Origin of the sequence: Microbispora sp. GKU 823, assembly GCF_002027145.1 — a bacterium.
In the GTDB taxonomy this organism is placed as follows: Bacteria; Actinomycetota; Actinomycetes; order Streptosporangiales; family Streptosporangiaceae; genus Microbispora; species Microbispora siamensis.
The window spans coordinates 37,106-52,309 of the sequence record NZ_MWJN01000036.1 but is presented as its reverse complement, the minus strand read 5'-3'; the positions used below and the strand labels follow the sequence as shown (position 1 = coordinate 52,309).

General features: G+C 69.0%; 14 protein-coding genes and 3 pseudogenes. 3 read left to right on the top strand and 14 right to left on the bottom strand.

What is annotated here, in order from left to right; genetic code table 11:
• Window positions 1-86: 86 nt before the first annotated feature.
• Window positions 87-449: a hypothetical protein gene (locus B1L11_RS51410; RefSeq protein WP_256862735.1), complete on the top strand. Its 363-nt coding sequence runs from the start codon at window positions 87-89 to the stop codon at window positions 447-449.
• Window positions 450-518: 69 nt separating this feature from the next.
• Window positions 519-1,166, top strand: coding sequence for a DUF6461 domain-containing protein (locus B1L11_RS20240; RefSeq protein WP_079315930.1), 648 nt, complete (start codon window positions 519-521; stop codon window positions 1,164-1,166).
• Between the two features lie 28 nt (window positions 1,167-1,194).
• Here the strand turns inward: B1L11_RS20240 and B1L11_RS20235 are convergent, their stop codons facing one another.
• The 7 genes and pseudogenes from B1L11_RS20235 to B1L11_RS55010 all read right to left on the bottom strand — a co-directional run.
• Window positions 1,195-2,346 carry an alpha-hydroxy-acid oxidizing protein gene (locus B1L11_RS20235; protein ID WP_079315929.1) on the bottom strand — a complete coding sequence of 384 codons (1,152 nt, stop codon included), beginning with the start codon at window positions 2,344-2,346 and terminating at the stop codon, window positions 1,195-1,197.
• Window positions 2,347-2,460: 114 nt separating this feature from the next.
• The gene (locus B1L11_RS20230; protein WP_079315928.1) at window positions 2,461-3,069 is read right to left on the bottom strand and encodes a hypothetical protein; all 609 of its coding nucleotides are present in this window, start codon (window positions 3,067-3,069) and stop codon (window positions 2,461-2,463) included.
• A gap of 62 nt (window positions 3,070-3,131) precedes the next feature.
• The gene (locus B1L11_RS20225; RefSeq protein WP_079315927.1) at window positions 3,132-3,737 is read right to left on the bottom strand and encodes a hypothetical protein; all 606 of its coding nucleotides are present in this window, start codon (window positions 3,735-3,737) and stop codon (window positions 3,132-3,134) included.
• 69 nt (window positions 3,738-3,806) lie between these two features.
• Window positions 3,807-5,576, bottom strand: a complete 1,770-nt coding sequence (locus B1L11_RS48440; RefSeq protein WP_218671210.1) for a hypothetical protein — start codon at window positions 5,574-5,576, stop codon at window positions 3,807-3,809.
• Window positions 5,486-6,367, bottom strand: a complete 882-nt coding sequence (locus tag B1L11_RS20215) for a LamG domain-containing protein (protein WP_079315925.1) — start codon at window positions 6,365-6,367, stop codon at window positions 5,486-5,488. Before B1L11_RS20215 ends, B1L11_RS48440 begins: the two co-directional genes overlap by 91 nt.
• A 151-nt stretch (window positions 6,368-6,518) precedes the next feature.
• A pseudogene (locus B1L11_RS55015) lies at window positions 6,519-7,199 on the bottom strand (LamG-like jellyroll fold domain-containing protein); the annotation flags it as partial.
• Between the two features lie 74 nt (window positions 7,200-7,273).
• A pseudogene (locus tag B1L11_RS55010) lies at window positions 7,274-8,497 on the bottom strand (Ig-like domain-containing protein); the annotation flags it as partial.
• Between the two features lie 1,302 nt (window positions 8,498-9,799).
• Between B1L11_RS55010 and B1L11_RS20200 the strand changes: the two are divergent.
• Window positions 9,800-10,249 carry a transposase gene (locus tag B1L11_RS20200; protein ID WP_179155241.1) on the top strand — a complete coding sequence of 150 codons (450 nt, stop codon included), beginning with the start codon at window positions 9,800-9,802 and terminating at the stop codon, window positions 10,247-10,249.
• Between the two features lie 416 nt (window positions 10,250-10,665).
• On the opposite strand, the gene B1L11_RS20195 is transcribed toward B1L11_RS20200, so the two are convergent.
• From B1L11_RS20195 to B1L11_RS20175, 7 genes and pseudogenes are all read right to left on the bottom strand, one after another.
• Window positions 10,666-11,625, bottom strand: a complete 960-nt coding sequence (locus B1L11_RS20195) for a UDP-glucuronic acid decarboxylase family protein (protein ID WP_079315922.1) — start codon at window positions 11,623-11,625, stop codon at window positions 10,666-10,668.
• On the bottom strand, window positions 11,622-12,098 hold the full coding sequence (locus B1L11_RS51405; RefSeq protein ID WP_256862730.1) for a glycosyltransferase family 9 protein: 477 nt from the start codon (window positions 12,096-12,098) through the stop codon (window positions 11,622-11,624). The genes B1L11_RS20195 and B1L11_RS51405 overlap by 4 nt, the downstream gene beginning before the upstream one ends.
• On the bottom strand, window positions 12,095-12,568 hold the full coding sequence (locus tag B1L11_RS51400) for a hypothetical protein (RefSeq protein ID WP_256862729.1): 474 nt from the start codon (window positions 12,566-12,568) through the stop codon (window positions 12,095-12,097). Before B1L11_RS51400 ends, B1L11_RS51405 begins: the two co-directional genes overlap by 4 nt.
• Complete coding sequence (locus B1L11_RS20185; protein WP_079315921.1) at window positions 12,559-13,239, bottom strand: SDR family oxidoreductase; 681 nt, start codon at window positions 13,237-13,239, stop codon at window positions 12,559-12,561. Before B1L11_RS20185 ends, B1L11_RS51400 begins: the two co-directional genes overlap by 10 nt.
• Before the next feature lie 32 nt (window positions 13,240-13,271).
• Window positions 13,272-13,742 carry a D-glycero-beta-D-manno-heptose 1-phosphate adenylyltransferase gene (rfaE2, locus tag B1L11_RS51395; RefSeq protein ID WP_256862728.1) on the bottom strand — a complete coding sequence of 157 codons (471 nt, stop codon included), beginning with the start codon at window positions 13,740-13,742 and terminating at the stop codon, window positions 13,272-13,274.
• Between the two features lie 235 nt (window positions 13,743-13,977).
• A pseudogene (locus B1L11_RS51390) lies at window positions 13,978-14,556 on the bottom strand (PfkB family carbohydrate kinase); the annotation flags it as partial.
• A gap of 93 nt (window positions 14,557-14,649) precedes the next feature.
• Window positions 14,650-15,201 carry an SIS domain-containing protein gene (locus B1L11_RS20175; RefSeq protein ID WP_030512289.1) on the bottom strand — a complete coding sequence of 184 codons (552 nt, stop codon included), beginning with the start codon at window positions 15,199-15,201 and terminating at the stop codon, window positions 14,650-14,652.
• Between the last annotated feature and the right edge of the window lie 3 nt (window positions 15,202-15,204).

Here is a 15,204-nt window from a genome sequence, read left to right as displayed (position 1 = left end):
AGCTGCCCGACGACCCCGAGGACGAGCAGGTCGAGGCGTGGATCGAGCTGGCCGGGCTGGCCGCCGACCCGGAGTTCGGGGCGTTCATGCGGCGCGTCGCCGAGCAGCACCTGGCCGACCGCGTCCGGGGAGACGGCCCGCGCCCGGACGCGGTGGCGTTGGTCCGCGACCACGTCGCCCCCGCGCTCGCCGCGGGCGTCGACAGCGCCTCACGCCAGGCCGACGCGATCGTCGCCGCCGTGACCGCACGGTACGCCGACCTCGTCGGCCACCCGGACGACGCCGCCCTTCGACGCCGGCTGCTCACCCTGCTGGAGACCGCGGACGACCCTCGCAGGGAGTCGTACTTCCGGCTGCTCTCGGTGGTCAACGGCTGGCCGCCCCCGGACCCGCTGACCCCGGCCCTCACCTGGTTCGCCGACGCGCTGAGAGCCCGTTCTGACCGATGACGGAGCATTCTGTCGGCGCCTTCTGGCACGATCACGCCGACAGATCTTCCGCCTGCTCCGGAGCGTCCCTTGAACGACGACCGCCCTGCCTTTGCTGAGATCTTCTCTCACTACCGGAAGCTGCTGCGGGAGGAACCGTGGCTGGAGGTGGCGATGTGCTGGACGGTCGTCGTCCCGCACGACCACCGGCCGTTCTCCGTCGCCGACATCGGATTTCGGGTGAGCGGCGGGACCCGGCACGAGGTGCACGAGGCCGCGCCGTTAGAAGCGCTTCCCTACGACGACGGGGTCCATCCGATGACGGTGGAACCGGCCGCATCGGCCGTGATGATGTTCGAGAACAACGGGTTCCTGGGCAGCCTGCCCGAAGTCCTGCGGCGGCTCAGCCGCGACGGCCGGGTGTGCGGCGTCTACTGGAACGTCGAGGGCGACAACAGGCTGAGCTACGCGGCCGACGGCCGGGTGCTGGTCGGCCTCGACGCGATGTTCTGGGATGAATGGGCCGGCGACGACTTCGCGGTGCTGGAGCCCGAACTGCGTGCCATGACCGAGCTGCTCTCCGGGGACGAGGACGACTGGCAGGCCGCCGCGATGACCGTGGTGGAGCTGGTGACCGGGGTGCGGCTCACCGGCGAATGGCTGTCCGGTGCGCATCCCTACCTCACCTTCCAGTGGCCCGTCGCGGTGGAGGCGGCGGGCCCCGGCACGGGTGCCTGAATCAGGGACACGACGCCGTGAGGCGGCCTCACACGCGGAGCAGCGCCTCGGGCGTGAGGTCCTTGAGGGTGGGGTATCCGTCGACGGCCATGATGAGGTCCGCTTCGGCCAGTATCGAGCGCAGCACGTGCACGACACAGTCGACGCCGCCGACCGCCAGCGCGTACGCGTACGGACGGCCGATCCCCACCGCGGTCGCGCCCAACGCCAGCGCCTTGATGACGTCGGCGCCGCTGCGCACCCCCGAGTCGAACAGGACCGGCAGCCCGTCGGCGGCCTCGATCACGCCGGGCAGGCACTCCAGGGTGGGCAGTCCTCCGTTGGCCTGCCGTCCCCCGTGGTTGGAACAGTAGACGGCGTCCGCGCCGTGGTCCTTGGCGCGACGGACGTCCTCGGGATGGCAGATGCCCTTGAGCATCAGCGGCAGCCTGGTCTGCGACCGTAGCCAGTCCAGGTCGTCCCACCTGAACGGGCCACCGAAGATCGGCAACCTGCGCACCGCCGCCTCGGTGGCGTCCTCGCCGGGGCGCAGTCCCTTCCGGAAAACCGGGTCGCTGGTGTAATTGCTCAGGCATCCGCTGGGCACCTGTGGATAGTTGGAGCCGCGCAGGTCCCGGGGCCGCCAGCCGGTGACCCAGGTGTCGAGGGTGACGGCGATGCCCCTGAAGCCCGCCGCCTCGGCGCGGTGCACCAGGCTCGTGGCCAGGTCCCGATCCGGCGGCGTGTAGAGCTGGAAGAAGCCGGGCGTGTCGCCGAGCGCAGGGGCCACGTCCTCCATCGGATCCGCGGAGAGGGTCGCCGCGAAGAACGGAACGTGCGTGCGAGCGGAGGCCCGCGCGCACGCGAGGTCGCCGTGGCCGTCCTGGGCGCACACTCCGATCACCCCGATGGGCGCCATGAACACCGGCGTGGGCAGCTTGATCCCGAACAACTCGATCGACATGTCGCGCTCGGCTGGGGCGACCAGCATGCGCGGATACAGGCCCCAGTGCGTGAACGCCTCGCAGTTGGCCCGCTGGGTGTGCTCGTCGCCCGCGCCGCCGGCCACGTATCCCCAGACCTTCGGCCTCATCGCGGCCGACGCCCGGTCTTCCAGCTCCGCGAAGGTCATGGGATACGGCGGCTGATGGCCGGTCAGTCCCTGGGCGTACAGCTCATCCTGGTACTTCGCGAAATTCATACGTGCGCGTTACCCCGGGCGGGGTGCACTACCCGAGCCGGGCGGCCAAGCGACGGCCAAGTATGCGGAAAAGCGCCCGGGGCCCGCCGGCGGCGGCTGTTCTACGAGTTCTCATCATGTCCCCCATGCCTTGTCGGGTATGCGGTAGAAGGTGCGGGTCGCCGTCCACCAATCCCGGTCGGTGAAGCGTCCCGTTATGCGACCCACCATGCTCGCCATGAGATGCATGTCCCGCTTGAGGCTCCTTGTCTCCCCCAGCTCCAGTCCAAGCGTGTACGGCAGGTACTCAGGGAGATCCATGTCGCCCCCCTGGTCGTACGGCGGGGTGACGTCTCCGAGCTGTGCTCCGTCGTAGTAGAGGTTCAAGGGATCCAGCTCGCCCAGCTCTTCGCGGCAGAAGATCTCGAAGACACGGCGCTTCCCAAGATTCAGGATGGCGGGATGGTACGGATGCAGACCGAAGACGAGGACATGCGTCCAGCCGGGGGCGTGCGGGCCGATCCACACAGCGCCCCGCTCCCGTGTGCTTCCGTACACCTCTGTCGCGGTTTCGAGGTCGCACTCCAGGCGGGAGTCCTGATCCACCCGGAGCAGCCGGGAGAGTTCTTCGGGATCGTCGCCCTCGACCCAGAGCCCGTGGAATCCGTTCTGGAGACCGTGCCCGTGCTCGACCATCAGATCCCACTGGTTCTCCGCGGGGAGCGCCTGCTCGGGTTGCGTCATTTCAGGTCATCCCGCGGGGTCCGGCGCGAGCGCACAGCGGATCGGGACGAGGCAGAGTGTCATCACGTCTCCCACGACCTGTCGGGTATGCGGTAGAAGGTGCGGGTCGCCGTCCACCAGTCCCGGTCGGCGAAGCGTCCTGTGATACGACCCATCATGCAGAACATGAGATGGATATCCCGCTCGTGGTCCCGTGCCGTGCCGAGCTCCAGCCCCGCCGCATAGGGACGATATTCTGGAATGTCCATCTCTCCACCCGCTGCGTCCGGCGGGGTGACGTCGCCGAGCTGTTCTCCGTCGTAGTTGAGGTACAGCGGCTCAAGTCCTTCGCCCACTTCTCCCGCGAAGTACATCTCGAAAACCCGCCGCTTGCCCAGGTTACGAAGCACGGGATGGAAGGAGTACATGCCGAAGGCGAACATATGCGTCCAGCCGGGCGCGTGAGGACCCATCCAGATGGCCTTCTCCGGCGGACCTATGAACACATCTTGCATGGTGGCCAGGTCGCACTCCAGACGAGTACTTGGATCCACCTTCAGTAGCCGCGCCAGCTCCTCTGGATCGTCGCTTTCCACCCAGAGGGCATGGAAGCCGAACTCGAGCCCGCGCCCGTACTCGACCAGCAGATCCCACTGGTCCTCCGCGGGAAGCGCCAGCTCTCCATTCATTGTTCTCAGCGTCCTTACGTCTAATGGGCAATGCGGGGCCGCACTTAGCAGCCCCGCATTTTACGGACGTCAGTCTACGATTTTCACCCAGAACGGGCTGTCACTGACCTTGGTGATTGTATCCACAGGATCATAGGTAAGGAGCCGGTAATGGCCGTAGAAAGCTTTGAGAAGCTTCCCGTGCAGCAGGTTATGGCTCTTCCGGACCCCCTGTACGGAATAGTTGATCTTGTCTTTCGCGGCCCCTTCTTGGGTGGATGCGAATGGGTACTCGTCACACTGCACCTCTGTGTAGCCGTACTGCACGTAGACATCCGAGGTGTAGTACTTGCAGTAATTCACGCCATAGTTGGGGGCGCCGGGCTTCCCCATCGCGAAGTTATCCTGAGGCACCGAGAACGGATGCTTGGAGAAGATCGCCCGGTTCTCATCGTAGCCCTTGTCGGTGCCCCTCCACAGCGGAGCACCCTCAGGGGTGTTCGGCGGCTTCGCGTAGTTGCCCGCGATGACCTTCGGCAGTTCGTTCCCCAGGGGCCCCTTCACCGGCGGAAGGTTGATATCTCGATTGCTCGTTGTGTCTCCCGGGCGGTACGGCGGATAGGTGCCGGCGTTTGTCGCCGGGTTCAGCGCCTTCTCGATATGGCGGATGACGTCAAGGAACTCGTCATCCCGGCTCTTGGACATCGTGAATACCCGGTCGGCTCTGATGTAGATACAGCCGCCGGTATTCCCCTCCTCCTTCTTGAAGCCTCCGAGTTGCTTCCAGTCGCAGCGGAAGCTTGGCGACCACAGGCTGTTGCTGGGAACTCCCTGTCCCCACCGCACCACGCCGAGCCTCTTGCCCTGCTGGCTGAGGAGCTCCTGGTCCCACAGGGGCAGCCGGCCCTTGTTCTCCTTGTATTGGGTGATGGCGGGCATGATGGAACAGACTTCTCTGTCGTGCGCGGCCGGCTTGGGCGTGTTGACCAGGTACTCGAGATACGGCGTCGAACGCCAGCCCTCGATCGTCTTGAGCTGGGTCGGATCCCCCCGCTGGATCTGGCACCCTTGCGTGGCGAGGTCGAACTCGATCTGGACGTCGTCCAGGTCATCGTCGAGTTCCGTACGACGGTCGCCTCTGTTCCAGATGCCGAAGTCGGTCAGTTTCACGAAGAACTTGATGTTCTGCGGTTTCAGGCCGGCGGTGGTTGTGCCGCCCTTGTAGATGGCGTTGCCGGTGTGATCGCCGATGTAGGTGTGTGCCACCCAGGTCGCCCGGAAGGTGAAAACGTCATCGTCGGTCACCTTGTCCAGCAGCTTCGCCGGAATCCGCAGCGGACCCGGGAACAGCTTGACCCACCAGGCCGTCCTGTTTCTGCGCTTCTTGACGCCGTGGTCGTCGTACTCCTCCCATCCTCCGTGTCCGATCCACGTGGTCCAGCATGCCGAGTGCGGGCGCTCCTGCATCCGCGACCACGCGTCAGTGCGCCAAGGCGCAGGTGCTGTGGAATAGCAGTCCTCCAGCGACGGGTGCTTGTACTCGAAGCCGGAAGTCGCGGCTGCGGCCTGGGGCGCTGTGGCCTGGGAGGCTTCAGCCGATACTGGCCTGGCAGCCGCCCGGGCATCGCCGACCTCGAACGTTTGCCAATCCGACCACGCGCCGGACGCGCCGGGGACCGTCGCGCGGGCTCGCCAACGCAGCCGCTGCCCCTTCTGCAGCTTGCCGGCCGGCACCCGCAGCGTGTGCCGCGGCGAATCGGCCTTCCCCGTCACCGTGCCGGTCCAGGCCAGCTCCTTCGTCGCCGCCCATTCGTCCTTCGGCAGTCTGGGCTTCGACGACTTGGCCGACTCGCGCGCCACCTCCACCTCGACCTTCGCCGGACGCCCCGCGGATCCGACACCCACACAGTGAGCTCCGTGGCGCCGGATGCTCCCTCATCGCTGGACACCGCCAGTTTCGCGATGCCCGGGGCGCCGCCGGTGGACGCGGTGCGGCGTTCGGCTGACGTGGGCGTCGGGGCGGTGGGGATCGGGGTGTTCATGTCGGCCTGGATCTCCGCCGCACTCTGGGCGCGGTTGTAGACGCGCACCTCGTCGATCAGGCCGCTGAAGAACTCGCCCCAAAAGGCGTTGCCGCCGATCCGCAGCGCGCCGCCGTCGTCGATGACCTCGCCGGCAATCGGCGCCTGGGAGACCTGGGCACCGTTGACATACACCGTGGCCATGCCGCCGTCGTAGGTGAAAGCCAGATGACTCCACTGGTTCAGCGGCAGCTGACTGCTGCCAGTGAGGGCGCCGCCCTCCTCGGCGGTCTGCAACCAGCCGGCCGGGGCGGAGTACTCGGTGGCGGCGTAGAGGCCGTAGCCGCCGCCTGCCTCGGCGTGCTCCTTCATCAGCACGCTGCGCCACACAGTGCCCAGCGCCGCGGGACGCACCCATGCCGAGAGCGTCAACGCGTTCGTCAACCGCAGCGACGGTGCGTGCGGGATGGTCACCCAGCTGGAGGTGCCGTTGAACGACAGCGCGCCACCGTGCCTGCCGGTCGCCCAGCTGGTGTCCCGGGCTGCTCCGGTGTTGTTCTGGCCGGAGGAGTCGGCCACGGTCGTGCCGGTGCTCTCGTTCATGCCGTACGCCGCCACGAGCCCCGCCACCGGCGTCGGGGTGGGGGTGGGGGTGGGGGTTGGTGTGGGTGTGGGGTGTGGGGTCCGGCGCGCCGGAGCCCACGGGAGTGGTCATATCGGTCTGGATCTCGGTCGCGCTCTGGGCGCGGTTGTAGACGCGCACCTCGTCGATCAGACCACGGAAGAGCTCGCCCCAGATGTCGTTGCCGCCGATCCGCAGCGGGCCGCCGTCGTCGTGGAGGCCGCCGTTGAGCGCGGTCTCTGCGACCTGCTGACCGTTGACGAACAACCGCAGGGCAGCACCGTCGTACGTGAGCGCCAGGTGACTCCAGGTGTTCACCGGCAACGGCGAGACGCCTCCGACCGCCGAGTAGTCATCGGCAGAGGTCTGCACCCAGCCCGATGGGACCGAGCCGCCGTTGGCGGCGTACATCGAGTACGAGAGGCCTTCGGAGGTCCTCAGCTCCTTGGCCACGACGGTGCTCCAGTCGGCCACCACTGCGGGGTTGACCCAGGCTGACAGCGTCATCCCCGTTGTCAGGCGCAACGACTCGGCGTCCGGGACCGTGACCCAGCTGGACGTGCCGTCGAACGACAGGGCCTTGCCGTACTTGCCGTTCTGCCAGGAGGCGGTGGTGGACACCCCGGCGTTGCCGTGGCCGGACGAGTCGGCCACACTCGTCCCCGCACCCTCGTCCATGCCGTAGGCCGCCACCAGCCCCGTCGGCGGCTGCACGCCGGTGGTGAACGACCAGGTATACGGCTGGGCCATGGGGTTGCCCGAGGCGTCCTTGGCCCCGGACACCTCGGCGGTGTACGCGGTGGTCGCAGCCAGCGGCTGGGCGGGGGTGAACGTGAGCACCGTGTGGGTGGTGTCCGTGGCCGTCGCGCCCGCGACCGCCGTACGGCCGGGTCCTTCAGTGTGAACTGCGCGTCGGTGACCGCTTCGCTGAACGTCACAGTGACCGGAGAGGTGACCGGCACATCCGTAGCTCCGGCAGTGGGGTTCGTCGCCGTCACCGTCGGCGCCGTCGTGTCCGGACCGCCGGTGGTGAACGACCACGAATACGGAACCATGGTGTTCTCCGCGGAATCGAGCGCACCCGAGACCACCGCGGTATACGTGGTTTCCGGCTTCAGTGCCTGCGCCGGTGTGACGGTCACCGTCGTGTTGGTGCTGTCATATGCCATCGTCGCCGTGACTTCGACACCGCCGGGATCCTTGAGCACCACGGTGGCCTCGTCAACCGGTTCGGAGAAGGTGACCTTCAACTTGGTGCCGAGGGGGACGTCGACGGCGCCGTTCGCAGGTTCGACCGCGACCACCTGCGGCGGGCGGGTGTCCTCACCGCTCCCGTCATCGCCGTCACTGCCTTCGGCGGGGAGATCGAGATCGGATGTCCGCACTTCGAAGGCTTCCCCGTCGCGCTGTCCCGCGATTTGACCGGCGAACTCGTTGCTGATGCTCGTCTGCTCGCTGCCCGTCGGCTCATATATCGACCTGGCACGGGCCTCCTCCCACGTCGGGAGGCTCGTGATGGGGTCGGGCGACATGAAGGTGAAGCCATCGACGACCGGCGGGGGAGGCGGCTCGAAGTCCACGGTGAGGATGGGCGGGTGAAGTGTCCCTTGACAGTTCTGCAGCGGCTCTGTTTTGCAGCCGCCGGCCTCGTCGGTTCGGTAGCGCCGCCAGTTCGTCACATCCGATTCGCTGCCGGCGGTGAGCTGGATGCCGTAGTTGGTGGCGCCGTCGACCCATGCCTGGACGATGTCGTCGACCGAGTGGATGAGATCCCAGGCGTAGGCCATCGAGCCTGTGCAGTTGTAGTCGCTGTAGGCGCCGTACTCGGTGTCCGCGCCGGTGTTGGTGACGGACGGCTGGTTGTTCCAGGTGAGCGTCAGCTCATCCCAGTCGGAGGTGATCTGCCGCGCTGTGATGCCGGAGCCGACGCGCTCGCCGCAGGCGTTGGAGTAGTAGTTCCACAGGATCAGGTCGGCGTTCTCCACCGTGCTGCCCGCGAACTCGGCAGGGATGTCCGGGAACTGGAGGTAGCCGCGCCAGCGCACCGCGCCGTTGTTGGACTTGCCGACCAGGATCCGGTCGAGGAGGAAGTTGTCCCAGCTGTCTGGGTAGTCGGCATTGTTGACGAAGGTGTCCATGCCGCCGAGCGACGACTGGCCGGTGTGACCCTCCCACCAGTCGGACACCGCGGCGGTCATCGTCACCGGGTAGGTGACTGCCGGGTCGGCCAGGAACGCGGCGTCCGGCGTGAACACCAGAGTCTTGCCATCCTCGCCGAGAGCGACGGCGGCCTTGCCGACCTTCCCCGCCCCCATGGCGGCGTTGGCGTCGGCGGCATTGGCGTCCTGCACCAGGGTCGGCCGTACCTCCGTCAGCGTCTCGCCGTCCTTGCCCACGATGGTGGGCCTGCCCGCGGCGTTCTTCTTGAACGACAGCCCCTCGGGCAGCTCCACCGGCACCTTGAAGGAGACCGGGCCGGTAGGCCGTTCGGCGATGGTGATCTGCTGCCGGAAACCGGTCGGGTTCACGGTCACCAGCAGGTCCCGGCCCTTGCCGTACGCGCCAGAGTAGACGGCGGCGTTGCCCTTCAGCTTGGGCTTGGGCAGCACCGACGGCGCGGCGATCTCTGCCGTGGCGCCCGCCGCCCGGCTCCTGAGCAGGGTCTTGTCCTGGCCGGCGGACAGGACAAGGTTCCCCTGAATGGCCTTGGGCTTGATGACACCGTCCGCCTCGGCAAGGGTGGTGTCGATCGGCGTGAGACCCTTGCCGTCAGCGTTCCTGACCCGGATCGGCTGGGCGCTGAGCTCCATATGGAGGGTCCTGCCGTCGGGGTTGGCGTACAGCGTGACCGTCTCGGTGTTGCGTTCCGGGATCTCCACCCTCTTGCCAGAGTTGTGGGCCTTGGCTTTGGCCTCTTCGACCACCGGGTCGACGGCACGCCTGCCATCCCCGGCCTCCGAGGCTTCGGAACTCTGGGGCGCGGCCGGTTGTGGCTCTTCTGCCCGGGATGGGATGGCGGCCAGTCCAATAGCCATGTTCGTGGCGACGAACAGGACCGTTGTTCGCAGCAACGGGGTACCGCGGCGTTTCGGACGTTGCCGTCTGGGCAGATCTGCCCATTCAGAAGCTTTCGGGGGTAACGGTGTCACGCACACTCCACTTCCATGCGAGCCCGAAAGAGCACAATTAGGTGGATTTAGCCGGACGCCAGAAACGTACGTCAAGATCTACGGGGCGTGATCACCGACTGGACCGGCAGGACGACAAGAAGAAGAAAATGCCCGATCAAATGGGTGACCCACCCTCCCACGATCACCCGCACACCATGGGCGACCACTACGCTGCGCTACTTTCCACGGACATGTTTGAAAAGGTCGTCAACTACCTGGGCACAACGACGCGATCTTCTCCCTGGTCCGATTTGTCGCCATAATGTGCGTGTGTCCCCTCGCCGTTACCCCTCCGACCTCACCGATGCGCAGTGGGAACAGATCCAGCCCTTGCTGCCGGCACCCAGCACGGACGGGCGTCCGGAGAAGCATCCGCGCCGGGAGATCGTGAACGCGATCCTGTATCTGGTGCGATCGGGCTGTCCCTGGCGATACCTGCCCACGGACCTGCCGCCCTGGCAGACGGTCTATTGGCACTTCCAGCGGTGGGAGCAGACAGGGGTCATCGCCACGCTGCTGTCCGAACTAGGCATCAGGGCCCGCCCGCAGACCCTCCTAGATGCCGACGATGCGAGCACCGCACACGATGACGTCGCCAAGAAGAACGGCCGGAAGCGCCTCATCCCAGACATAACCCGGCCACTGGTTGCCCTCGCAATGATGGCCGCAAGTCTCCGGGAGCGCGACTACGTCGAGCAGGTCATGCTTTTGGTGTTCTAACAAGGTCGGTCTGGCTTCTACGCGATCCCGTCCACGCATTCACCGCCACGCAGCGAAGCGGCCAGAGCACGCATTGCCGATTTCAAACACTGTCCCCTGTCCGTGAAGGGTCCATCAGTAGTGATTCGCATCACATTCGGTGCCGTCAGCGTGTCCATTCACGGGTCCCTCGTGACTGACCTTCACCGGCTTTCGTGAAGTCCCTTTGGTTGACTGGCATGCCTGAACCCCGAGCAGCGGCTCGGCGATATCCGGATCTGGACGCGGAGATGATCGCTGCGGCACACCACATCTCCATCCGGCACCTGTACAAGCTGTTCCAGGAGCAGGGCGTCAGCACCGCCCCGAAGGGGACAGGAATGAACTGAGCCCCAACAAGACGCCTGTCGCCGCCCCGAAGGTCCGGGGCGGCGGGGTCAGGAGGCGACGGAGTAGGAGGTGAGCTCCTTTTCGAACCAGTCGATCGTACGGCGCAGGCCGGTGACGGGGTCGACGCGCGGACGCCAGCCGAGCCGTTCCTCGGCGAGCGAGGTGTCGGGACGGCGGACGGCGGGGTCGTCGACCGGCCGCTCGACGAACCGGATCGGGGAGGACGAGCCCGCCAGGTCGCGGATCGTCTCCGCCAGCTCCGCCATCGACATCTCGGCCGGGTTGCCGATGTTCACCGGCCCGGCGAAGTCGCTCTCGGCCAGCGCGAGCACGCCGTCGATCGTGTCGTCCACGTAGCAGATCGACCGCGTCTGGCTGCCGTCGCCGGTCACGGTGATCGGTTCACCGAGCAGCGCCTGACGGATGAACGTGGGGATCGCCCGGCCGTCGTGCGGCCGCATCCGCGGGCCGTACGTGTTGAAGATCCGCACGATCCCGGTGTCGGCACCCCGCGAGTTGCGGTAGGCCGTGGTCAGCGACTCGGCGAATCGCTTGGCCTCGTCGTATACGCTGCGCGGCCCGACCGGGTTGACGTTGCCCCAGTACGTCTCCTTCTGCGGGTGTTCCAGCGGATCGCCGTACACCTCACTGGTGGAGGCGAGGACGAACCGCGCGCCCTTCTCTGCGGCGAGCCCGAGGGCGTGCAGCGTCCCCATGCTGCCGACCTTCAGCGTCTCGATCGGATGACGCAGGTAGTCGGCGGGGGACGCGGCCGAGGCGAAGTGCAGCACCAGGTCGACCTGGCCCGGCACGTGGACGAACCCGGTGAGGTCGCATTCCACGAGCCGGAACGCCGGCCGCCCGATCAGGTGCTCCACGTTGCGCGGCGACCCGGTGAGGAAGTTGTCCAGGCAGACGACCGCCGCACCGCGCTCCACCAACCGCCCGCACAGGTAGGAGCCGAGGAACCCGGCTCCCCCGGTGACCACGACACGGGACCCCTTCACCGCACTCCCACTCCTCGCAACCTCCTGACCGCGTCGAGCACCTCGGGCACTCCGATCTCCAGCAGCCCCTCCGACGGCCGGTCGCCGTGCGGATCGCCCCTGCGCCCGGCCCACAGCGCGATGTGCGGGCGGCCCGGCGGCGGCCCCCACAGCGCGGGCGGCACCGGGCCGTACAGGATGACCGAGGGCGTGCCGACGGCGGTGGCCAGGTGCGACATGCCCGTGTCGCCGCAGACGACGAGCGCCGCGTGCGCCGTCAGCGCGGCGAGCTCGGGCAGGTTCGTACGGCCGGCCAGCACGGACTCCTCCGGCAGGCCAGCGAGCGCGGCCACGTGCCGGGCGAGCGCGATCTCGGTCACGCCGCCGGTGACGACGACCCGGTGGCCCTGCCCGGCCAGTTCGGCCGCGACCTGGGCGAAGCGGTCCGGCGGCCACTGCCGCGCCCGGAACGCCGCTCCCGGATGGATGATCACCTCGCCGCCGGCGAGCGGGCTCGGCCCAGGGTCGCCCAGCGCCAGGTCCTCCGGGTCGGCCGGGATGCCGTACCACTCCAGCAGCGAGCACCACCGCCGCCTCTCGTGCGTCTCCGGCTCCCAGGGCGGCCGTCCGGGCCCGGCACCAGGTGGTGGGCGTGCGTGAGCAGGCGGCCCGGCCGTGTGCGGCGCAGCGCCTGGATGCTCTCCGGGCCGCTGCCGTGCAGGTTGACCGCGACGTCCGGCGACTCGTACGGCACCGGCCCCGGGCCGGACACGTCGAGCAGCTCATCGACGCCGCCGATCAGCGGCAGCAGCCCGCCGAGGTAGGCCGGGGTGGCCAGCACGAAGTGGTGCTCCGGGTGCGCCCGCCGCAGCGCCCGCAACGCGGGCACCGACGTCAGCAGATCGCCGAGCCCGAGCCCGCGCAGGGCGAGCAGCACCGGTCTTTGCGGATCTTCTAGGGCCATGACGTCTCCGTGGAGGCGCACACGACCAGTTCCCTGACCTCACAGCCCTGCGGCTGGCCGAGCGCGAACAGGATCGCCGAGGCGACGTCCTCCGGCTGGTTCAGCCGGGCGTCGGGGCCGGGCTTGTACTGGTCGGGACGGTCGTTGAAGAAGTTCGTCTGCATGCCGCCGGGGATCAGCAGGGTCACCCCCACCTGCCCCGCCAGTTCGGCCGCCAGGGCCCGGGTGAAGCCCACCACCCCGAACTTCGAGGCGCAGTAGGCCGTCGCGTCGCTGAGCGCCCGCACCCCGAGCGTGGAGGCGACGGTGACGACCTTGCCTCCCGACCGGCGCAGGTAGGGCAGGGCCGCCCGGACCACCGCGGCCGTCCCGAGCAGGTTGACCCCGATCACCCGTTCCCCACTGCTCGGCGGCCACGTCCTCCAGCCGCCGCAGGCGTCGACGCCCGCCGCCGTCACGACGCCGTCGAGCCCGCCCGCCCGGTCGGCGAGCTCGCGCACGGCCCGTTCGGCCTGCTCGCGGTCGGCCAGGTCGGCCCGCACGTGGTCGAACCCGCCGTCCGGCTCGTTGACGTCGACGACCAGCGGCCGTCCGCCGGCCTTGGCGACCGCCATTGCGGTGGCCCGGCCCAGGCCGGACGCGCCACCGGTGATCAATACGTTTCCCACCATTGAGGTGAATCCCTTTCAGTAGGCGGCCGAAGTCACGAAGCGGCTCGGGCGGCGGCGATCAGGCCGGTGGTGGAGTAGCCGGGCACGGTCGGCAGGATGACGACCTCCCCGCCGGCCCGGCGTACGGCCTCGGCCTCCGGCATCGACCGCTCGTCGTAGTCGCCGCCCTTCACCCACACGTCCGGGCACAGGCGCTCGATGACCCGCGACGGCGTGTCCTCGTCGAAGACCGTCACCGCGTCCACGCAGCCGAGCGCGCGCAGCACCTCGACCCGGTCGCGCTCGCTCACCAACGGCCTGCTCGGTCCCTTGAGACGCCGGATCGAGTCGTCGGAGTTCACGCAGACCACCAAGGCGTCGCCTAACGCCCGGGCCCGCCGCAGCAGGCTCACATGCCCGGCGTGCAGCAGGTCGAAACACCCGCCGGTCGCGATCAGGCGGCCCCCCCGCGGCGCGTACGGCGGCGGCCACCTCGAAGGCGGACGCGCCGGCCCGAACGGCACCGGCGACTCGGCGGCAGGGCGCGGCAGGCGCAGCGCGGCGGCCCGCCCTCCTCCACGAACCTGGTGGCCTCGCCGACCGCGCGGGCGACGGCGTCCTCGGTGGACGCGCCGTCCGCCAGGGCGAGCGCCGCCGCCGCGGCGAAGCGGTCGCCGCGCCGCAGGCGTCCGTTCCGGCCGCCACGTGCGGGACGGGGACCGGCCCGAACCTGCCGCCGCGGCGGGCCAGCATCGCGCCGCGCTCGCCCAGCGTGATCGCGACGGCCTCGGCGTCGAGGTCGCGCACCAGCCTGCGGGCGGTGCGCTCCGGCGAGACGTACGGCTCCTCGCACATTCCGCGGGCCTCGGCCTCGCTGGGCGTGACCAGCGCGCATCCCGGCACGGGCAGCGACCCCCGGGGGTGGGGGGTCCCAGACCAAGGGCACGTCGAGCCCGCGCAGCGCTCACGCAGCAGGTCGGCCACGCCGCGCCCGTAGTCGGCGACCAGGACCGCGCTCGCCGAGGCGAGGGCGTCGGCCGCGCGGGCGAACGCCGAGGCGGAGGCGACCTGGCCGGGCCGCCCCATCGCCCTGCCGTCACCGGTGTCGATCCTGACCAGCGTCTGCCCGCGGGCGCGCACCCGCGTCTTGCGCACGGTCGTGCCGCGCAGCGGCAGCCGCACGATCTCGACGGAAGGCGACAGCAGGCCCTCGAGGCAGCGGCCGGAGGGATCGTCGCCCATGGCGGTGATCAGGACGACCCGCGTGCCGTCGCGGGCGGCCAGCAGCGCCGCGAGCCCCGCGCCGCCGGGCCGGTGGTGCTCCGCCTGCTCCTCCACGACGGGGACGGGGGCGTCGGGGCACAGCCGGTCGGCCGTGCCCTCGACGTCGACGTCGAGCAGGGAGTCGTCCGACGATGACGAGTGGTCCGCTCACGCGACGGCCTTCTCGATCACGTCACAGAGCATGTGGATCACCGTGAGATGCACCTCCTGGATGGTCGCGGTGTCGTCCGCGGGCACGGTCAGGGCCTCGTCGCACAGCTCGGCGAGCGGGTTCGGCCCGGGGCCGGTCAGCGCCCAGGTCGTCAGGCCGCACTCGCGCCCGGCCTCGGCCGCCTCGGTCACGTTGCGGCTCGTCCCGCTGGTCGACAGGCACATCAGCACGTCGCCGGGGCGGCCGTGCGCCCGCACCTGCCGGGCGTACAGCTCGGCCATGCCGAAGTCGTTGCCGATGGCGGTCAGGGACGAGGTGTCGCCGTGCAGCGGGATCGCGGCGTACGGCCGCCGGTCGGCGCGGTAGCGCCCGACCAGTTCGGCGGTCAGGTGCTGCGCCTCCGCGGCGGAACCGCCGTTGCCGCAGGCGAGCAGCCGCCCGCCGCCGCTCAGCACGGCCGCGAGCTTGTAGCCCCAGGCGTGGATCTTGGGCGTCTCCGGGTCCACCGCCGTCAGCGCGGTGCTCAGCCGGGCCAGATGAGGATGCATCGC